This window comes from Labrys sp. KB_33_2 (assembly GCF_052114505.1).
Lineage (GTDB): Bacteria > Pseudomonadota > Alphaproteobacteria > Rhizobiales > Labraceae > Labrys.
This window is the reverse complement of the sequence record NZ_JBFREW010000005.1, coordinates 374,673-394,151: the sequence shown is the minus strand read 5'-3', so window position 1 is coordinate 394,151 and position 19,479 is coordinate 374,673. Positions and strand designations below refer to the sequence as shown.

General features: G+C 64.8%; 16 protein-coding genes. 11 read left to right on the top strand and 5 right to left on the bottom strand.

The window, feature by feature from the left end; genetic code table 11:
- Positions 1-9: 9 nt before the first annotated feature.
- The 5 genes from AB4037_RS12205 to AB4037_RS12185 are packed head-to-tail and all read right to left on the bottom strand — an operon-like array spanning position 10 to position 5,294.
- Positions 10-840: an ATP-binding cassette domain-containing protein gene (locus tag AB4037_RS12205; protein ID WP_441771704.1), complete on the bottom strand. Its 831-nt coding sequence runs from the start codon at positions 838-840 to the stop codon at positions 10-12.
- Between the two features lie 9 nt (positions 841-849).
- Positions 850-1,761 (bottom strand): TonB family protein, encoded by a 912-nt coding sequence (locus AB4037_RS12200; protein ID WP_441771692.1) that lies wholly within the window; start codon positions 1,759-1,761, stop codon positions 850-852.
- A complete protein-coding gene (exbD, locus tag AB4037_RS12195) occupies positions 1,758-2,213 on the bottom strand; it encodes a TonB system transport protein ExbD (protein ID WP_441771691.1) in 456 nt (151 codons plus the stop codon). The genes AB4037_RS12200 and exbD overlap by 4 nt, the downstream gene beginning before the upstream one ends.
- A gap of 4 nt (positions 2,214-2,217) precedes the next feature.
- Positions 2,218-3,096, bottom strand: coding sequence for a tonB-system energizer ExbB (gene exbB / locus AB4037_RS12190; RefSeq protein WP_441771690.1), 879 nt, complete (start codon positions 3,094-3,096; stop codon positions 2,218-2,220).
- Positions 3,090-5,294 carry a TonB-dependent siderophore receptor gene (locus tag AB4037_RS12185; protein WP_441771689.1) on the bottom strand — a complete coding sequence of 735 codons (2,205 nt, stop codon included), beginning with the start codon at positions 5,292-5,294 and terminating at the stop codon, positions 3,090-3,092. The genes exbB and AB4037_RS12185 overlap by 7 nt, the downstream gene beginning before the upstream one ends.
- 314 nt (positions 5,295-5,608) lie before the next feature.
- On the opposite strand from AB4037_RS12185, the gene AB4037_RS12180 reads away from it, so the two are divergent.
- From AB4037_RS12180 to fhuF, 11 genes are all read left to right on the top strand, one after another.
- Positions 5,609-6,535, top strand: a complete 927-nt coding sequence (locus AB4037_RS12180; RefSeq protein WP_441771688.1) for an ABC transporter substrate-binding protein — start codon at positions 5,609-5,611, stop codon at positions 6,533-6,535.
- On the top strand, positions 6,522-8,504 hold the full coding sequence (gene fhuB, locus AB4037_RS12175; protein WP_441771687.1) for a Fe(3+)-hydroxamate ABC transporter permease FhuB: 1,983 nt from the start codon (positions 6,522-6,524) through the stop codon (positions 8,502-8,504). Before AB4037_RS12180 ends, fhuB (AB4037_RS12175) begins: the two co-directional genes overlap by 14 nt.
- A gap of 274 nt (positions 8,505-8,778) precedes the next feature.
- Entirely contained in the window at positions 8,779-10,497 is a 1,719-nt protein-coding gene (locus tag AB4037_RS12170; RefSeq protein WP_434960090.1) for an ABC transporter ATP-binding protein, read from the top strand.
- A gap of 352 nt (positions 10,498-10,849) precedes the next feature.
- Complete coding sequence (locus AB4037_RS12165; protein ID WP_441771686.1) at positions 10,850-11,362, top strand: RNA polymerase sigma factor; 513 nt, start codon at positions 10,850-10,852, stop codon at positions 11,360-11,362.
- A gap of 156 nt (positions 11,363-11,518) precedes the next feature.
- On the top strand, positions 11,519-12,505 hold the full coding sequence (locus AB4037_RS12160) for a FecR family protein (protein WP_441771685.1): 987 nt from the start codon (positions 11,519-11,521) through the stop codon (positions 12,503-12,505).
- A 97-nt stretch (positions 12,506-12,602) separates the two neighbouring features.
- Positions 12,603-12,881: an antitoxin gene (locus AB4037_RS12155; RefSeq protein WP_434960087.1), complete on the top strand. Its 279-nt coding sequence runs from the start codon at positions 12,603-12,605 to the stop codon at positions 12,879-12,881.
- A gap of 14 nt (positions 12,882-12,895) precedes the next feature.
- On the top strand, positions 12,896-13,285 hold the full coding sequence (locus AB4037_RS12150) for a type II toxin-antitoxin system VapC family toxin (protein WP_441771703.1): 390 nt from the start codon (positions 12,896-12,898) through the stop codon (positions 13,283-13,285).
- Between the two features lie 185 nt (positions 13,286-13,470).
- Entirely contained in the window at positions 13,471-15,903 is a 2,433-nt protein-coding gene (locus tag AB4037_RS12145) for a TonB-dependent siderophore receptor (protein ID WP_441771684.1), read from the top strand.
- Entirely contained in the window at positions 15,897-16,805 is a 909-nt protein-coding gene (locus AB4037_RS12140) for an ABC transporter substrate-binding protein (RefSeq protein ID WP_441771683.1), read from the top strand. The genes AB4037_RS12145 and AB4037_RS12140 overlap by 7 nt, the downstream gene beginning before the upstream one ends.
- Positions 16,798-18,783 carry a Fe(3+)-hydroxamate ABC transporter permease FhuB gene (gene fhuB / locus AB4037_RS12135; RefSeq protein ID WP_441771682.1) on the top strand — a complete coding sequence of 662 codons (1,986 nt, stop codon included), beginning with the start codon at positions 16,798-16,800 and terminating at the stop codon, positions 18,781-18,783. Before AB4037_RS12140 ends, fhuB (AB4037_RS12135) begins: the two co-directional genes overlap by 8 nt.
- Positions 18,780-19,478, top strand: coding sequence for a siderophore-iron reductase FhuF (gene fhuF, locus AB4037_RS12130; RefSeq protein ID WP_441771681.1), 699 nt, complete (start codon positions 18,780-18,782; stop codon positions 19,476-19,478). Before fhuB (AB4037_RS12135) ends, fhuF begins: the two co-directional genes overlap by 4 nt.
- The last annotated feature ends 1 nt before the right edge of the window (position 19,479 follow it).

Genomic DNA, 19,479 nt, shown 5'->3' with positions numbered 1-19,479 from the left:
CATCGGCCGTTACAGCACGAAGCTCACCGGCCCCCCGCTCTCGGGATGGGGTATCACGCCCATCTCGATGCCATAGATGGACTTGAGGCAGGCGGGCGTCATGATCTCGGCAGGCGTGCCGCGGGCGATCAGGCGGCCGCCATGCAGCGCGACCAGCTCGTCGCAATAGCGCGCGGCCATGTTGACGTCGTGCAGCACCACGATGACGCCGATGCCACGCTCCCGCGACAGGCGCTGGACCAGGGCCAGCACATCGACCTGATGGGCGATGTCCAGCGCCGAGATCGGCTCGTCGAGCAGCAGGCAGCGCGTATCCTGCGCCATCAGCATGGACAGCCAGACGCGCTGGCGTTCGCCCCCCGACAGGGTATCGACGAGGCGGTCGGCGAAGGGGCCGACATCGGCCAGCTTCATGGCCTCGGCGACCTTCTCGGAGTCGGTCTTGCCGAAGCGCCCGAACGGTCCGTGCCAGGGATAGCGCCCGAGGGCGACGAGTTCCTTGGACAGCAGGCTGGTCGCCGGCGGAATATGCTGCGGCAGATAGGCGACCTGGCGCGCAAAGGCCCGCTCGCCCCAGTCGGAGAGCGGTGTCCCGCCAAACCGCACGGAACCCGAGGTCGGCGCCTGCTGGCGCGCCAGAATCTTGACCAAAGTCGACTTGCCCGAGCCGTTATGGCCGACCAGCCCGATCACCCGGCCCGGTGCCAGCGACAGGGTCAGGGGCTGCAGCAGGACGCGTCCAGGGATGGCGAAGCTGACCTCTTCGAGCGCGAACAGCGGTGTATCTGGCAGAACCGGTACCGGAACCGGTGTGTTCTCGTGCGGAGCGGTCATATGCATCGGCATGCGTCACTCGAATGTAATGGGTAAGGTGGGAGTTTTCGCACCGCCCGGCGGCGGCGGCAGCGAGCCAAGCCGGCGAATAGCGCTGAGGCCGCCGGCATCGACACTTGGATTGCCGCTCGAGCTGACAACACGGGGAGAAGAAACCTGCCCGCTTGCGCTGACTGAGAAGGCTACGCGGACTTTACCTTTCCCGTTCACGGATATGGAGTTGGCTGCCCGCTTCACTCGCGCATTCACAGCGCTCACCCAAGCCGCGAGCTCGTCGCCCGTTGCCGAACCCGGCTGGCGCGGCGCTGTGGCCTGAGCCGCCTGCTGGCGGGGCGCGACGATGGCCGGCCTGGGCTGCACGACCTCGCGCTGCCGCTCCGGTTGTTTACGGGGCGCCGGCTTCTTCTCTTTCTTCGACTTGGGCTGTGGCTTGGGCTCGGCCGGCAGGATCACCTCGGCCTTATCCTTCGTCGGCAAGTCAGGCACCACCTCCGGTACAGGCTCCGGCGGCGTGATGGGTTCCACCGTTTCCGGCTGTACCGGCTCGAGCTCGGGCGGCGTCTGCACCGGAACATCCTGAGGCTCCACCGGCGCGGGTTCGACCGGCTGGGTCTGCGGCTCGACGGGCTCGGGCTCGGGCGGCTGGACGGTGTCGGGCAGCGTGTCCTGCGCCTGATCGGGCACGATCTCTTTCACGGCCTCCTGGGGTGGCGCTTCAGGCAAGGTGGTGGGCGGGGTCAGATCGAACTCGATGGCCGGCTCGGGATTACCGACGGGAGGCGGCCCGATCGGGTGCCAGTCGCGGGCCACCCAGATGCCAGCGCCATGCACGAGCAGCATCACGGCCGCCGCTGCCGTCCACAAGGCGACGTTGGGCAGGGACAAGGCCTTGCTGGCCAACCTGGTGAAACGCGCCTGCTCGTTCATTGCGGGGGCACGGCGACCGTATTCGTGGCCTGGCCGGTATCTTCGAGACCGACCAGGGCGATCTTGAGATAGCCGGCATTGCGCAGGAGATTCATCACGCCCATGATGTCGCGATAGGCGACACCCCCGTCGGCGCGCAGGAACACACGCTGCTCGCGGTCCGCCCCTGTGAGCTGGTCGATGGCGGGCTGAATCTGCTCGCGCGGCACACTGTTTTCACCGAGTGCCAGGCTCAGATCCTTCTTCACGGTGAGGAAGACCGGCTTGTCCGGGCGCGGCTGCACCTTGGCGTTGGAGACGGGCAGGTCGACGGCGACATCGACGGTGGAGAGCGGGGCCGCCACCATGAAGATGATCAGCAGCACCAGGATGACGTCGATGAACGGCGTGACATTGATGTCGGAGACTTCCGACAGGTCGCCGTCCTGTGGATCCTTGAGGGAGACACCCATCCCGTCAGCCCGCCGTCTGCGTCCGCGCGGATGCCAGCGCTCGGACYGGGGCGGCATTGCCATCCCGCTCCAAACGCTCCAGATCGCGCGAGACATGCTGCAGCACCTCGCCCGAGGCGTCCGAAAGCAAGGCACGGTAGCCGGCAATGGCGCGGGCGAAGACGTTGTAGATGATCACGGCCGGAATGGCGGCGACAAGACCGATGGCGGTGGCGAGCAAGGCTTCGGCAATACCGGGGGCCACCACCGCCAGGTTGGTGGTGTGCGACTGCGAGATGCCGATGAAGGAGTTCATGATACCCCAGACCGTGCCGAACAGGCCTACGAACGGAGCTGTTGCGCCGATGGTGGCGAGCAGGCCGGTGCCGCGCGTCATCGAACGGCCGGCGCGCGCCTCGATGCGGGCGAGTGCGATCGCCAGTCGCTCCTTGATGCCCTCGGCCGGCAAATCGTCCGAGCGCAACAATTCGCGGTTGGCGGCCGTCACGAGGTCGGCGACAGCGCCCTTCCCGGACTGGCGGGCGCCGATGGACTGGGACGCGGCCTCCAGGCTCTCGGCGGTTTCGAGCAAACGCGCCGCCGCCTGCGCCCGGCGCTTGGCCGCGAGCAGCTCGATGCCCTTGGCCAGCCAGATCGTCCAGGTCACCAGGGAGGCGAAGGCGAGGCCGATCATCACGCCCTTCACCACCACGTCGGCCTGCATGAACATGCCCCAGGGCGACAGGTCATGCGGCAGAATGCTGGCCGCGGTAGCGGCTACATCGCCGCCGGCCGGCGGGGTCGCCGCCGCCGGCTGAGCATCCTGGGCGAAGGCTTGGGCCGGTGCCAGCAGGGCAAACGAAATCATGGCCATCAGCGGCCCGTTGCGGCGGAGATCTACCATGTGTAGCTGGCCTTCAAGGTTGCGACGCGGCCCGCGCCGTAGTTGCAGCTATAGATGCCGGAACAGCCTGCAACGTAACGCTTGTTGAAGACATTGTTCACGTTGAGGGCGAAGTCCCATGCCTTGTATTTGTAGTGCATGCCGAGATCGACAAGGGTGACGGCCGGCACCTTGTAGAGGTTCTGGTTGTCGGCATAGGACGAGCCGATATAGCGAATGCCGCCCTGCAAGCCGAGATTCTGCAGCAGCCCCTCCTGGAAGGTGTAGTCGGCCCACAGCGAGGCAGTGGTTTCCGGCACCACGTTCGGCCGTTTTCCGACCACGGTTGCATCCGTGTCCTTCTCGATGCGGATCTGCGAGGCGCTGAAGGCAGCCGTCATCTTGAGGGCATCGGTGACGTTGGCCTGCACCTCGACTTCGACGCCGCGCGAGCGCACCTCGCCGAGCTGGTTGCTGAAGAAGGGATGCGCCGTATCCGGCGTCACCACATTCTGCTTGGTGAGGTCGTAATAAGCCGCGGTGATCAGGCCGTCGAAGAAGGTCGGTCGATATTTCACGCCGGCTTCATATTGGACGCCGGTCTCCGCCTTGAAGGGACTGCCCGCAAAATTCGATCCGATCACCGGGTTGAAGCCGCGGGCAACCGAGACATAGGGCGTGATGCCGTTGGCGAAGGCGTAGGAAAGGCCGGCGCGGCCGCTGAAGGCACCCTCGACGCCATTGAAATTGGCCTTGCCGACCGAGGCGGTACTATCAGTCCAGACTCGGTCATAGCGCCCGTTCAGGGTCAGCAGCCAATTGTCGGCGAAACTGATCTGGTCCTGCAAATAGGCGCCAAGCTGATGCATGGTGTATTTCTGGCGCAGATAGGGCGTGACGACCCCGCCCTGCGGCGTGCCATAGACCGGATCGGTGGGACTGATGGGCGTGGCGTTGAACAATCCCTGCATCTGGTTGATGGCATAGTATTTGTAATCGAGGCCAAACAGCAGGTCATGCGCCAGCGGCCCGGTATCGAACCGGCCTTCGAGCTGATTGTCGGCCGAGAAGGTGTTGACCGTGGTGTGGTGCGCAAAGCCGGTGCGGTAAAGCTCATTGCCGGGGGTCAGCGGAAGCGGGTTTCCTCCGCCATAGTCGGCATCGGGATTGTAGTAGCCATAGGGGTAGGCATAGCGCTCGCGCGTATCGAGATAGGCGTAGCGCACGTTCTGGCTAAAGGTCCACGCATCGTTGAAATCATGCTTGAACTCGTAACCGATCATCGCCTGCGAACGACGATACAGGTCCTCCGAGGGTTCGGCGGAATAGAAATCGCGAGGGATGCGCCCGAAGCGCGTCGGCTTCACCGTGCCGTAATAGGGCAGGAAGCCGCCCGTATGGTCGAGATCCATATTGGTGTAGTTGGCCAGCAGTGTGAGGCTGGTCGCATCATTGGGCTTGTAGGTCAGGGCCGGGGCGATGAAGCCCTGGAATCCCTTGGCCTTGTCGGTTTCATAACGCCCGCCCGCGATCCGGCCCGTCAGGCGATAGGTCCACACGCCGGCCTCGTCGATCTTGCCGCCGAAATCGAAGCCCGTGCTGGCCTGGCCCCAGCTGTTGATGCCCGCCTCGATCCGGTGCAGCGGCTCATCGGTCGGCCGCTTGGAGACAAGGTTGAGAATACCGCCGAGATTGCCCCCGCCATAGAGCGTCGAGGAAGGGCCACGCAGCACTTCCACACGCTCCAGAGCATAGGGGTCGACATAAAAACTGCCAAAGGCATATTGGTAGAGCGGTAGGCCGTCGAGGAAGATGCCGGTCTGGCTGGCATCGAAACCACGGATGAACACCCAATTGGTGCGAGGGTCGTAGCCATAGGGCGCACCCGTCACGCCGGGGGTGTAGTAGAAGACTTCGTCAAGTTTCTGGGGCTGCCGGGCCTCCAGCTGGTCGCGGCCGATCACGGTCACCGATTGCGGAATCTTTTCGATCGGCGTGTCGGTCTTGGAGCCGGCCGTGGTCTTCTTCGCGACATAGCCCGTCACCGGCCCCGTGCCGGTTCCGCCGCTGACGACGACGGGATCGAGCGCGATCGTTCCACCATTGCTCCCCACCTGTGCCCACGCGGCCGTCGCCGCGGCCAGCATCAACAGGCCCGATGCCGTCCCCATGGACAGCCTGACGCAAACTCCAACCCGCCGGTTCATCACCTCTGCCATCCCATGAAAAATAATATCGCGCAGCGTCAACCGCCCGCAACGCCATTGCGCAGACGTTTAGACCAACGGACTTTGCCATGTAAACAAACTTATAATAGCATTACTCAGATATATATTCATTTATACTTGTTATTGACTGCACAAATTATAAAAATTCTAAACTGCACGGGCAATGGAATGTTCTTTGTTGCAATAGATATACTTCAGGTGCCATAAGCCACCGCGATCAAAATTGAGTTCCTTTCATTGCGATGGACGCTCTCGTCCGATCACGGTTCGCCAATACATCAGTTCCTTCTGCGCGCGGAGGCGCCGTGAAATCGCTTGCCGCCTTTCAGCGGACGGCCCGGCGCCTCGGTGTCGCCATCCTCACAAGCCTGGTGTTCGCCGGGGGAGTTGCACGGGCCCAATCTGCCTCATGCCCCGAGCGCCTCGTGGTCCTGGACTGGACGGCGACAGCCATGGTGAGGTCATTGGGCATCAATCCCATCGGCGTGGGCGATGCCGATCTCTATCGCATCTGGGTGGGTGAACCGGCTCTGCCGCGGGGAACGCCGGATGTCGGCCTTCGCGATACACCCAGCCTGGAGACCATCGCAGCCCTCAAGCCGGACCTCATCATCGTCAGCCCGCTCGGCGCTGCCGCGCGCCCCTCGCTGCAACGCATCGCACCGACCCGGGAGGTGGCCGTCTACTCCGGAACGGGCGATCCCCTTCGCCATGCCGAAGCCGAGCTCGAAGCGCTGGCCAAGATAGTGGGGCGGGAGGCACAGGGGCGGGCTGTCATCACGCAGGCCGAAACCGAGTTTGCGAGCCTGCGCCAACGTCTCACGGGTACGGCCATGCCCCGCCTGCTCGTCATCCAGTTTCTCGACAAGCGCTTCGTGCGCGTCTACGGCCCCGCCAGCCTGTTCGGTGGTGCGCTGCAACGGCTCGGCCTCACCAATGCCTGGAGCGCGCCGACCAATGGCTGGGGCTTTGCCCTGGTGGGCGTGGAGAGGCTCGCCGCCTTTGCCGATGCCGAGATCGTGGTGGTCGATCCATTGCCCTCCGAAGCAAGCCTCGCGCCCAATACGGACAGCCTGTGGGGCAATCTGCCTGCGGTAAGGCAGGGCCGCGTAAAGCGTCTCGCCGCGACCTGGCCCTTCGGCGATCTCACGGCAGCGCAGCGCTTTGCCCATCTTCTGGTCGATGCCTTCAGCAAAAACAGCGCGGCGGATGGCGGCAATGCCCGGTTCTGACGCGCGCCGCCCCCTGTTTGCCTACGCGGTCCTGGGCCTGCTGGCCGTCATGCTGACCGCCTGGTGCTGGACGACGCAATTGCCGGCCCTGCAATGGTGGGGCGCCGCGCTCCATCCCCGGCTCGACGATCCGCAGCAGCTCGTCTTTCATTTCTCCGCCCTGCCCCGCGCACTCACCGCGCTGCTGGCCGGTGCGGGGCTGGGCCTGGCCGGCCTCCTGCTGCAACAGACCCTGCGCAATCCGCTGGCCTCGCCCACCACGCTGGGCCTGGAAGCCGGTTCGCAGCTCGCCTTGACCGTCGTCCTCGTCGCGGCCCCCGGCCTGCTCGTGCTCGGACGCCCGACGATCGCCCTGGCCGGCACGCTGCTGGCCCTGGGCTTCGTGATGGTTTGTGCGGCGCGTAACCACTTCTCGTCCGTCGCCCTGGTGCTGGCCGGCCTGGTGGCGGGCTTGTTCTGCGGTGCCCTCACCATCGCGTTGCGCCTTCTCAACCAGGAATATGTCGCCATCCTCTTCCTGTGGGGCGGCGGCTCGCTGGCGCAGCAGGACTGGATGGCGCCGGCGGCGCTCGCGCCCGCCATCGGCCTGCTCTATCTCCTGGCCGCTCTGTTGGGCCGCCCCTTCGAACTGCTCGCCCTGGATGAGGAAAATGCCCGTGCCCTGGGCGTACCGCTCAGCCTGGTGCGCGGCGCCGGCCTCCTCATCGCCGCCCTGCTCACGGCCGTGATCACGGCCCATGTCGGGGTGATCGGCTTCGTCGGGCTGGCGGCACCGCAGATCGCACGCCTGTCGGGGGCCCGCCGTTTCACCGCCCGGCTGATCCTGGCGCCGTTGACCGGTGCCCTGCTTGTGCTGGCTGTCGACGCCATCGTCGGACTGCTGGAAGCCGCAGGCATCATCGACCTGCCAACGGGCGCGGCAACTGCCCTGCTGGGGGCACCGCTCCTGCTCTGGCTTCTGCCGCGGCTGCGCCGCACCGAGCCGCCCTCCACGCAGCGTTCCCTGGCCACGGGCACGCACGATCGGACCCGGCTCCTGCCCATCCTTGCCGTGCTGTTCGTCCTTGCAGCGATCGGCGCCCTGCTGATCGGCCATGGCAGCGCCGGTTGGCGGCTGATCTCGCCCGCCGACTTCGCCATGGTCGAGCCCTGGCGGGCGCCACGCGCCGCGATCGCCGCGCTGGCCGGCGCCATGCTCGCCACCGCGGGCCTGCTGCTGCAGCGGATATCGGGCAATCCGCTGGCCGCGCCCGAGGTTCTCGGTATCGGTACCGGCGTTGCCTTCGGCATGGCCCTTGCGATGATGCTCGGCCAGACGACCGGCTTGGCTGCTCATACGGCTGCCGGTGCAGCCGGCGGCTTCCTCGCGCTCTTCCTGGTGCTGACGGTCGGCCGGCGCAGCGGCTTTGCCCCCGACCAGGTCCTGCTCACCGGCCTCGCCCTCTCAGCGCTGCTCGACGTCATCATCGTCGCCTTTCTCGCTCTGGGCGATCCCCGTGCGCCGCAAGTCCTCGCCTGGATGGCCGGATCGACCTATTATGCCGATTGGACCAAAGTGCTGACGACAGCGGCCTTTGCCGCCCTGATGCTGCCGGCCGCCCTGGCGCTGACGCGATGGCTCGACATCGTGCCGATGGGTCCTGTCACGGCCAGGGCTCTCGGACTGCCGGTCCACACCAGCCGGCTGTCGATACTGGGCATGGCCGCGCTGCTGACTTCGGTCGCGGTCATGGCCACGGGTCCGCTCACCTTCGTCGGCCTGGCCGGGCCCCATATGGCGCGCCTGCTCGGCTTGCGCCGGGCCTGGTCGCAAATCCTCGGTTCAGTGCTGATCGGTGCGCTGGTCATGGTCGTCGCCGATGCCCTGGCGCGCACAGTGATCGCGCCCCGTGAATTGCCGACCGGCATCGTGGCGGCCCTGATCGGGCTGCCCTATCTGATCTGGCAGCTCGGGCGCAGGGCTCATTGAAGGGTTGAAGACGATGAACAGCCCAATGGTGGCGATGGCCCCTCCCTGGCACGAGGTGTATATGCTGCCAAAGCATTTTGCGATTTGACGGAACCACCTAGAATTGCAAAGACGCTCGGGCCAATCCGTTGGATTGGCTTGGAAACAAAGAGCCGGAGCAAAGTACGTTCAGCTAGGAATGCACTTTGCTCTGGCTGCTTGATATGTTCTTGCCTTGCGAGGAGAGCCCCGGCGGCCTTCTCGACGTCCATTCATTCGTTGTTGCTTGATCACCATGGCCTTACTGAAACGCTTTGCCGCCTATTATTTGCCCCATCGCGGCCTGTTCCTGCTGGACTTTTCCTGCGCGATCGCTTCCGGCTTGTTCGAACTCGGCTTTCCCGTCGCGATCAAGATCTTCATCGATACGCTGCTGCCATCCGGCCAGTGGCATCTGATCACCCTGGCCTGTGTCGGCCTTCTGGCCGTCTACATCGTCAATACCGGCCTGATGGCGATCGTGACCTATTGGGGCCACATGCTCGGCATCAACATCGAGACCGAGCTGCGACGCAAGGCGTTCGACCATCTGCAGAAACTGTCCTTCGGGTTCTTCGACAACAACAAGACCGGCCATCTCGTCGCGCGGCTCACCAAGGATCTCGAGGAGATTGGCGAGATCGCCCATCACGGGCCGGAGGATCTGTTCATCGCGGTGATGACGCTGGCCGGCGCTTTCCTCCTGATGTTCTCTCTGCATGTCGAGCTCACCCTCATCACGGCCATGGTCGTGCCCGTGACGGCCTGGGTGACACTGCGCTACGGCGGCCGCATGACCAAGAACTGGGGTGCTCTCTACGACAGCGTGGGCAGCTTCAACACCCGCATCGAAGAAAATGTCGGCGGCATCCGGGTGGTGCAGGCTTTCGCCAATGAGGACCACGAGCGGGCCCTGTTCTCGCGCGACAATCACGATTATCGCCGCACCAAGCTGCAGGCCTATTGGCTGATGGCCGCCTCCAACTCGCTGAGCTATCTGAGCATGCGGCTCACCCAGCTCGCCGTGATGATCGCCGGCAGCTATTTCGTGCTGACCGGCCAGCTCAGCCATGGCGGCTTCGTCGGCTTCCTCCTGATGATCGGCGTGTTCTTCCGTCCCATCGAGAAGATCAATGCGGTGATCGAGACCTATCCCAAGGGCATTGCCGGCTTCCGCCGCTATCTCGACTTTCTCGACACCCGGCCTGATATCACCGATCGCCCCGATGCCCGGCCGGCCCCGATGCTCACCGGCGCCATCCGTTACGAAAAGGTCGGCTTCGGCTACACACCCGACCGGCAGATCCTCTCCCATCTCGATTTGTCGATCGCGGCCGGCGAGACGGTGGCCTTCGTCGGGCCGTCGGGCGCCGGCAAGACCACGATCTGCTCGCTCCTGCCCCGCTTCTACGATGTCACCCAGGGCGCCATCACCATCGACGGCATCGACATCCGCGACCTGACGCTACGCTCCCTGCGCAGCCAGATCGGCATCGTGCAGCAGGACGTCTTCCTGTTCGGGGGCACCATCCGCGAGAACATTGCCTATGGCCGCCTTGAAGCGGGTGAGGACGAGATCCTCGAGGCAGCCCGCCGCGCCCGCCTCGACGGCGTGATCGCCGCGCTGCCCAAGGGCCTCGACACCCTCATCGGCGAACGCGGCGTCAAACTGTCGGGTGGCCAGAAGCAGCGCCTCGCCATTGCCCGCATGTTCCTGAAGAACCCGCCGATCCTGATCCTCGACGAGGCAACCTCGGCGCTCGATACCGAAACGGAGCTCGCCATCCAGCAGGCTCTCGCCGAGCTTTCGAAGGGGCGCACGACCCTGGTGATCGCGCATCGCCTGGCGACGATCAAGAATGCCGATCGCATCCTCGTCGTGGACGGCGGGGGCATCGTCGAACAGGGACGCCATAGCGATCTGCTGGACAAGTCCGGAATCTATGGGCGGCTGCACCGGGCGCAATTTGCCTGAAGCAGCCTTTGCGTCCTTGCGATTTGCCGCAATCGACGGAAATCGCAAGGACGCGCCAGAACGGCGAACCAAAGCAAACAAACGTTTCCGTCTAAATGCGTGTTTCTGCAGGCCGACATGGCCGAGTACCAGCGGGATGAGCGCCCGCCATCGTGCTCGCACCAGAAAACAGTGTAAAATTACTATATTTTTCGATATTTTCTTAATAAATACTAATTCTTATATTTATATCATTCTAACAATTTGTACAAATTAGAATAGATATAAATCATTTTCATTGAGTATCGCTGCTTTTCTGGATAATGCTTGGCCACTTGCCCGGTCATCGCCGCCTGCCCACAGAATTCGCCCCATGAACAGCCGCAGCCACGACATCGAAACTCTTTATGCCGCGGAGCGGCCTCGCCTGGAGCGGACGCTCCGGCGCAAAGTCAGGAGCCGGGATGCGGCGCTCGATCTCATCCAGGACATGTTCCTGCGGATCTGGGAGCGCACCAGCGACACGACCGGCAACGCTTCAGCCTTCCTGACCCGTTGCGCACGGAATGCGGCGATCGATCATTTGAGGTCGGAATCCAGGCGCGAGCGGCTGCAGGAAGACACGCTGTCGACCCAGTATGCGGCCTCCCCCGCAACGCCGTTCGAAATCCTGTCGGCCCGCCAGAACCTGCAATCCCTTCAGGATACGATCGCGGCGCTTCCCCGGCAGACACGGCACATTTTCCTGCTGAACCGTATTCACGGACATAGTTTCGTGGAGATCGCCACGACCCTGGGCATATCGGAGCGCACGGTGGCAAAGCACATGGCGCGAGCGCTCGCCGCATGCACACCAACCGATGGCGGATCCGCGCAAGGAGCCTGAGGCCACCACCGCCCATCCCCCCAAAGACGCTCGTCCCCGGCGAACGTGCCGGCGGGCATCGTGTGGCAGGCACGCCCGGCGCAGTCGGGTTATAGTGTGCCGATTCTCTATCGCACGGTGCCATAGACGAAAAAGCGGTTTTCGAGGCCACAGATCATGGCGCCCCCCCAATCCTCCCCAGCGGATGTCGAACAGGAGGCCAGAGACTGGTTCGTTCGACGCCTCGGCGGGTTGTCGCGGGCCGAGCAGGCAGCGTTCGAGAGCTGGCTTGGCGCCAATCCCGCTCATGCCGACGCCCTTCGCAGGATGGAGCAAGTCTGGAGCGCCGCCGAGCAGCCCGCTCGCCAACTTGCCACTCGCGAAAATGAAGCGCTCGCGCCCTATCTTCACGCCGTCGACAGGAGTCGGCGCCAGCACCGCAACTTCCGGCGGCTATCGGCGGCGACCCTGGTGCTGGCCCTCGGCCTGGGCGGCGTCCTCTGGCTGCAGAACCCCCATTTGCTGCAGAAACTGATGGCCGATCACAGTACCGGCCGTGGCGAACGGCGCACCGTCACGCTGTCCGATGGCTCGAAAGTGCTTCTCGACGCCGACAGTGCGCTCGACGAAGCTTTCGACAAGACCGAAAGACAGGTGAGGCTCGTGCGCGGCACCGCTTCCTTCGACGTCGCGCCCGGCAAGGCTCCTTTCGTCGTGCGCGTGCCGGATGGCGACATCAGGGACATCGGCACCCGGTTCGACGTCAATCTCGGGGACGACGGCACTGTCGTCACGCTCGAGAGCGGCAAGGTGGCCGTCAAGGCCGAGCATCTCGGCGAAGCCCTGCTGGACGCGCCGGGCCAGCGCCTTCGTTTCGACAGGCAAGGGCTTGGAGAGATCGAACAGGTCGATCTCAAGGATGCGCTGGCCTGGCGCAAGGGACGCTATGTCTTCTACCGGGCCAGGCTGTCCGAAGTCATCGAGGAAATCGCGCGTTATCGCCAGGGAAGGATCGTCGTCACCGGTGCGGGCCTGGGCGACCAGCTCGTCACCGGCAGCTTCAGCCTGGCCGACACGGACGCGGCGCTGCAGTCCCTGCAGACCAGCGTCGGCTTTCAGATGACTACCCTTCCCGGCGGCCTCGTCGTGTTCATCCGGCCGTGAGGACGTGGTCTGCTATTGCGACGACAAGTGCACCGAAGTCTGATTTGCGCCCATCAAGTTTCCGGCATATACATGGCATATGCATGAGGATCCTGGTATGGCGCATCCGCTCACCTCACCACCGTCGAAGCAGGTCAAACTCTTTCGCAACAACCGCAGCCAGGCTGTACGGATCCCGGCTGAGTTCGCGCTGCCCGGGGATCGCGTGCGGATCACCCGCGATGGCGACAGGCTGATTCTCGAGCCGGTCCCGACAGATGGCAATGACCTGCTGACATTGCTCTCTGGCTGGGTCAAAGAGCCGCCTTTGGGCAAGGAGGACGACTTTCCCGATGTGGACAAGGGCTTGTTGCCCCTCAAGGATATCGAGCTTTGAGCAATGCGCGCTACATGCTCGACACCAATATCGTATCCGATCTCATTCGCCATCCGGATGGGAAAGCCGCCCGGCACATCGCCGGGATCGGTGATCACGGCCTCGCCGTCAGTATCATAACCGCCTGCGAGCTGCGGTTTGGAGCCGTCAAGCGCGGCTCGGGTAGGTTGCAGGAACGTGTCGAAGCCATCCTGCAACGATTGACGATCCTGGCCTTCGATGTGCCGGCCGACGGTAAATATGCCGATATTCGAGCTGCCCTCGAACGGGCAGGCACCCCGATTGGTCCCAATGATTTGTTGATCGCCGCCCATGCCTCCGCGGCGGGAATACCTCTGGTCACGGCCAATATCGACGAGTTCGCACGCATTCCCCACCTCGTCCTTGAGAATTGGTTGGCGTAGCGCACCTTAATAGAAGCGACGCCTGTCCCGATCGACTTCGGTTCCAGATCTCCTGCGGCAACAAAAATCTTCGCCAAGGGGTTCAGTGAGCCCCTCCCTCGAACGTGAAGACCATGGAGGCTGGTAATCCGCAGGTGCCGAGACCGCGGTTTGCCGGTGATCGATGATCGAGGGGACAGGTTGCGATGAGTAGGCATGGCGTGAGGCGTGTGGCCGGGAGTATGGCGGCCGCCATGCTGTTGGCTGCGACGGCGGCAAGCGTGGGAGTGTCCACGGCTCGGGCTGAACAGCCCGCGGGACAGCGTTTCAGCTTCAACATTCCGGCGCGGCCGATCCCCCAGGCACTGAACGAGATCGGGCGCATCTCGGGTCTTTCCGTGGTCTTCCGCGAGAACAATCCCATCAGAGCGCTCGGTCGCCCGGTTCGCGGTTCGCTGACGGTGCAGCAGGCGCTTGCCAGGCTGCTGGCGGGGTCCGGCCTGAACTATCGCTTCAGCAATGCCACCACCGTCACCGTCCTTTCCGCCGACATCACCGCAAGCATCGGCGGGGCCGAGAACGCCAATGCCATCGAACTCGATCCGGTGACCGTCTACGGCCAATCAGCCTGGGCCCCGGTGCAGGGCTATGTCGCCCGCCAGAGCGCGTCGGGCACCAAGACCGATACGCCGATCATCGAGACGCCCCAGTCCATCACCGTCGTGACCAAGGACCAGATGGTGGACCAGAAGGTCACCTCCCTTTCCGACGTCCTGACTTACACCCCGGGAGTCGGCATGCAGTCGCAGGCCTTCAGCCGGATGACGGATGACGTCATGCTGCGCGGCTTCGATGTCGCGACCGGCAATGGCGGCATGCTGCGTGACGGCATGAAGCTGCAGTCCAATGTCTATGACAGCTCCCAGGAGCCCTACGGCCTGGAGAGGGTCGAGGTCTTGCGCGGCGCCTCCTCGGTGCTCTACGGCCAATTGGCGCCGGGCGGGGTCATCAACGCCATCTCCAAACGCCCAACGCCGACGCCCCTGCACGAGATCAATCTCGAATATGGCAGCTATGACCGCAAGCAGGCGTCCTTCGATTTCTCCGATGCCCTGACTGCCGACGGAACCCTGCGCTACCGCCTGACCGGCCTGGTCCGGGACGCCGATACCTGGGTCAAGCACATACCGGACGACAAGGTCTATATCGCGCCCGCCATCACCTGGCAGCCGAACGAAGCGACGTCCCTCACGCTGCTGGCGAGCTACCAGCACGTGAATACGCGCTTCATCACGCCGCTCTACTGGAGCGATGTCGCGACCGGTCGCATCCCGCGCAAGCTGTTCCTGGGTGAGGAATCCTTCGATCGTTTCGTCGGCGATGCCTATACGATCGGCTATGCCTTCGAGCATCGTTTCGACGAGACGCTGAAGCTGCGCCAGAATGCCCGCTACTACTATTCCGACGTGCGCTGGGACTACATGCAGGCAGGTCTCCTGCCGGTTACCAACGGCCAGCTCGCGCGGCGGGCCAGCGCCCGAACCGAGCGCTCCTACGGTATTACCGCCGATACCTCGATCGAAAAGAGCTTCGAGACCGGCCCGCTCAGCCACACGCTCCTGGCCGGCTTCGACTATTACCGCCGCAGCTACGACTCGCACCGCTATCGCGGCTCGATCGTCCCGCTCAATATCGACAACCCCGTCTATTCCGGTTACCCGGTCATCAACTATGCCGTCGATCGCGGCAGCGACAATCTCAGCGACCAGTTCGGCATCTATCTGCAGGACCAGATTCGTCTGGGCAACCTGACCGTATTGCTCGGCGGGCGCCATGACTGGAGCCGTGCAACGGTTCTGAACTACCAGACCGGCGCCAAGACGAACCAGGACGACAGCGCCTTCACCGGCCGCGCCGGGCTGGTCTACCGCTTCGACAACGGCATCGCGCCCTATGTCAGCGTCAGCCAGTCCTTCGCACCGCAACTCGGCCTGGATTCACGCAGCGGCACGGTGCTCAAGCCCAACAAGGGCCTGCAATATGAGGCGGGCGTGCGCTACCAGCCGCAGGATAGCAACCTGCTGCTCAGCGCCGCCGTCTACGAGCTCACCCAGCAGAATGTCAGCAGCTTCGACGCTTTCGGCGATGTCTACCAGGTCGGCAAGGTCCGCTCGCGTGGCATCGAGCTGGAAGCCCATTCCTCCTTCGGCAATCTCGACCTCGTCGCCAGCTACGCCTTCACCGACAGCAAGACCCTGCAGAGCGCGGTTCCTTCCACGGTGGGCCGTCCTGTGGACTTGGTGCCCCGGCATTCCGCGGCGTTATGGGCAAGCTACAAGTTCGACGATCTCGGCGTGCGAGGGCTGAAGATCGGCGGCGGGCTGCGCTATGTCGGGGAAACCTATATCGCCGACAGCATCGATGTATTGGGAACGCCGACCCACGTGCCGGACTATCTGCTGGTCGATGCCATGGCGAGCTACGATCTCGGCGTGATCGACAAGAAGCTCGACGGCGCCAGCCTGACGGTCAATGCCCGCAATCTGTTCAACAAGAAGTTCTACACCTGCGCCGGCTCGACGGGGTGCCGCTATGGAGAACCGCTGACGGCAACCGCGACGCTGTCCTATAAATGGTAGCGCTATCGCCAGGGCAGGCGGCCGTGCGGCGCGACCTGCTGTGCGCTGTTCTGGCTCTCCCTTTCATCGCCCTGATGGGAACTCCGGCACGTGCGGCGAGCCCGCCTCGCCTGGTCGCGCTGGATCTGCTGGCGACCGAGCTTCTCGTCTCGCTCGGCATCAGCCCCGTGGCGGTGGCCAATGTTGCCCTGTATCGCAGGCTCGTCGCACAGCCGGTGCTGGCCGAGGAAGTTCTGGACCTCGGCCCCCTGCTGGAGCCCAACGCCGAGCTTCTGCAGGCGATCCGGCCTGATGCCATCGTGCTGGCCGCCTGGCAGGCCGGCCCGCTGCGCCGCCTGCGGGAGATCGCGCCGCTGTTTCCCCTCGATGCGGCTTCGGCCGGCAAGTCCGGTGTCGGCCAGGCGATCGAATTGCTCGGCCGGCTGGCGGAACTGACCGGCCGGACGGAAGCCGCACAAGCGCTGACATCGCAGCTGGAAACGGTCTTCGCCGATGCACGCGCAGCCCTCGCCGGGCGGACCCGGCGTTCCCTTTACGTCGGCCGCTTTGCCCAGGACGGCCGCACGGTCGCTCTGTTCGGGGGAACCGGACTGATCGGCGACAGCCTGTCCCGGCTCGGCCTGATCAATGCCTGGCGGGGCCGGGTGAACGGATCGGGCGTGATCTCGGTGGGTATCGACCAGTTGGCGGGCGATCCCGAGGCCCGGATCGTGCATTTCGATCGCGGCGAGGAAACCAGCAATGCCCTGGCCCGGCTTGCCGACAATCCGCTCTGGCGAGCACTGCCCGCCGTCAAGATGAACAGGGTGACGATGATGCCGGTGATCTACCCCAATGGCGGCGTCGCCTCGGCGATGCGCTTCGCACGCCAGCTCGCGGAGAGCCTGCCGCGTGATGCCTGAGTCCCGACAAGCCGCCGGCGGCCATGGCAGGATCTTCGGCTGGAGCTTCGCCAGCTGCGCTCTCATCGGCCTGGCAGGGGCCCTGTTCCTGCTCAACCTCGCCCGCCTCGTTCCGCCCGCAGGTTGGCCGGCCCTGCTGGCCGGCAGCGACGACCTGCGCTCGATCATGGCCCGGGATGGGCTGCTGCCCCGTTTTTGCGTCGGTCTCCTCAGCGGCGGCGCGCTGGGACTGGCCAGCGTGGTTCTCCAGCAGGTGCTTCGCAATCCGCTCGCCGAGCCGGGAACATTGGGGATCTTTGCCGGGGCAAAATGCGCTATCGCCGCCGCCATCATCTGGGCTCCCGGCCTGTTGTCCCTGGGTTGGGACCTGCCGGCGCTCGCCGGTGGCATCGGCGTGGCCGCCATCGTGCTGCTGTTCTCGGCCCGATCCAATTTTGCACCGGCTACGGTCACTCTGGTGGGGCTGATCGCCTCGCTCTCCTTCGGCGCTTTCGGCACCATGCTGGTGCTCACCCATTTCGATGCGCTGGGCGATCTCTACATCTGGGAGGCCGGTTCGCTCATCCAGAACGGCTGGGGGCCCTTGCTGGCCCTGGCACCGAAGCTCGGCCTGGTGTCGCTGGCGGTCCTGCTTCTCCTGTCTCCTCTCTCGGTCATGCAGATCGAAGGTGCGGAGCGGCTGGGCGTGCGCACATCGCTGGTCAGGGGGGCGACCCTTTTCGCCGCTGTCGGCCTGAGCGCGCTGGTCGCGAGCGCGGTCGGCCTGATCAGCTTCCTCGGTCTTGCCGGTGCAGCCATCGCGCGCAGCGCCGGCGCCAGGCGGCTGACCACCCGCATGATTGCCGCGCCCCTGATTGCCGCCGGACTGCTGGCCTTGACGGACCAGGCCCTGCTGGCGCTGACAGGCGGCATCGAGATTCCAGCCGGCATTGCCGCCATGCTCCTCAGTATTCCCCTGCTGCTCTGGATGTTGCAACGCGCGCCGGCAGCAAGAAGCGCTCTTGCCATGGTGACCGTGCCGATACGTTTGCAGGTCGGCACCGGCCCGGCCTTTACGGGCCTAGGTGCGGCTCTTGTTCTGAGTTTCGCCCTCGCCGCCATGCTCGGCCCCGGGCCTGACGGCTGGCAATTCGCCCATGGCAAGCTGCTCACCGACCTGTCGATCTGGCGGCTGCCGCGCATCACGGCCGCCTGCTGCGCCGGCGCCATGCTCGCCATGGCGGGCTCCCTGCTCCAGCGCCTGACCCGTAACGAGATGGCAAGCCCGGAACTCCTCGGCATTTCGTCGGGAACCGCCCTGATGCTTCTGGTGGCAACCTTGTTCCTGCCGAGCCTCGACCGCTATGGCACGGCCGCGCTTTCCTGCCTGGCCTGCCTCGCCATTCTGGCCTGCGTGCTCTGGCTGGGCCGGCGCTCGGCCTTCGCCCCCGACCATCTTCTGCTGATCGGAGCGGGCCTCGGCGCATTGCTGGCCTCGCTGCTATCGATCCTGCTCGTCATCGGCGACCCCCGTATCCTGCGGGTGATCGGCTGGCTGTCGGGCTCGACCTATTCGGTCGATGCCGCCGAGGCGCGCGCTATCGCCCTGGCAACGGCCCTCGCCTTGTTGTTGCCTTTGCCCCTGGTGCGCTGGATCGGCCTTATGCCGCTGGGCGAGCCGGTCGGCCGCTCGCTCGGCGTGCCTATCGCCGGTGCGCGCCTCGCCATCCTGCTGGTCGTATCCATTCTCACCGGCATCGCCACCCTGTTCGTGGGGCCGTTGAGCTTCGTCGGCCTGATGGCGCCCCATATGGCGCGACTTCTGGGAACCAGGACCGCATTGGCGGAAATCTACGGCTCGGCTCTCATCGGCGCCGTCCTGATGGTCCTCGCTGACTGGGTGGGCCGTACCATCGCCTTTCCCTGGCAGATCCCGGCCGGGCTGATCGCCACCGGCCTCGGCGGCGCCTATTTCATCATGGCGGCCTGGAAGCGGTGACCACCACGCTCGCCACCATCTTCCGGGGACCGCTCGCCTTCCTCGCCGACAATCTGGCGCTTGGCGACGACGCCCGCCCCTTCGTTCCCGCGGCCGCACTGGTCGAGGGAGAGGGGCTGTTGCCGCTGCTGGCCCGATTCGCCGGGAACTACGACAGGCCGGAGCCGATCGCCGTAGCGACGCTCTGGTCGAAATGGCACTTTTCGATCCTGATCCCGCCTGTCTTGGCCGCGAATATCATCGCCGACTGGAGCCTGCCGATCGGAATCGGCGAGATCGGCGTGATCACCTCCGAAGACGGCCGGACCGCCGCCCTGCGCCTGCCGGATGCGGGAGACCGTCTTGCCCCGCACACGATCCGCGAGCGCTTCGCAGAGCTGGTCGATGGCCATCTCACCCCGATGATCGCGGCGATCTCGCGGGCGAGCGCCCTGCCCCGGAAGGTCTTGTGGAGCAATGCCGGAACCATCGTCGAGCACAGCCTGGGCGAGCTCGAGACATTCTTGGGAACGGATCATCGAGGGTTGTCCCAGGCCCGCACCCTGCTGGCGACACGGCGATGGGAAGACGGTGCGAGCAATCCGCTGTTCGAGCCCGTCCGCTACAGCGCCGAAAAGGGGCGCAGGCGCCGGATCTGCTGCCTGCGCTATCGCATGGACGGCCTCAAGCTGTGCAAGACCTGCCCACTTTACTGAG

Coding starts and splice junctions, on each gene's coding strand:
- AB4037_RS12170 (WP_434960090.1), top strand. CDS start 8,779: ATGGCCTTACTGAAACGCTTTGCCGCCTATTATTTGCCCCATCGCGGC.
- AB4037_RS12140 (WP_441771683.1), top strand. CDS start 15,897: ATGGTAGCGCTATCGCCAGGGCAGGCGGCCGTGCGGCGCGACCTGCTG.
- AB4037_RS12185 (WP_441771689.1), bottom strand. CDS start 5,294: ATGGCAGAGGTGATGAACCGGCGGGTTGGAGTTTGCGTCAGGCTGTCC.
- AB4037_RS12165 (WP_441771686.1), top strand. CDS start 10,850: ATGAACAGCCGCAGCCACGACATCGAAACTCTTTATGCCGCGGAGCGG.
- AB4037_RS12160 (WP_441771685.1), top strand. CDS start 11,519: ATGGCGCCCCCCCAATCCTCCCCAGCGGATGTCGAACAGGAGGCCAGA.
- fhuB (WP_441771687.1), top strand. CDS start 6,522: ATGCCCGGTTCTGACGCGCGCCGCCCCCTGTTTGCCTACGCGGTCCTG.
- AB4037_RS12205 (WP_441771704.1), bottom strand. CDS start 840: ATGCATATGACCGCTCCGCACGAGAACACACCGGTTCCGGTACCGGTT.
- exbD (WP_441771691.1), bottom strand. CDS start 2,213: ATGGGTGTCTCCCTCAAGGATCCACAGGACGGCGACCTGTCGGAAGTC.
- fhuB (WP_441771682.1), top strand. CDS start 16,798: ATGCCTGAGTCCCGACAAGCCGCCGGCGGCCATGGCAGGATCTTCGGC.
- AB4037_RS12145 (WP_441771684.1), top strand. CDS start 13,471: ATGAGTAGGCATGGCGTGAGGCGTGTGGCCGGGAGTATGGCGGCCGCC.
- AB4037_RS12200 (WP_441771692.1), bottom strand. CDS start 1,761: ATGAACGAGCAGGCGCGTTTCACCAGGTTGGCCAGCAAGGCCTTGTCC.
- AB4037_RS12150 (WP_441771703.1), top strand. CDS start 12,896: ATGCTCGACACCAATATCGTATCCGATCTCATTCGCCATCCGGATGGG.
- AB4037_RS12155 (WP_434960087.1), top strand. CDS start 12,603: ATGGCGCATCCGCTCACCTCACCACCGTCGAAGCAGGTCAAACTCTTT.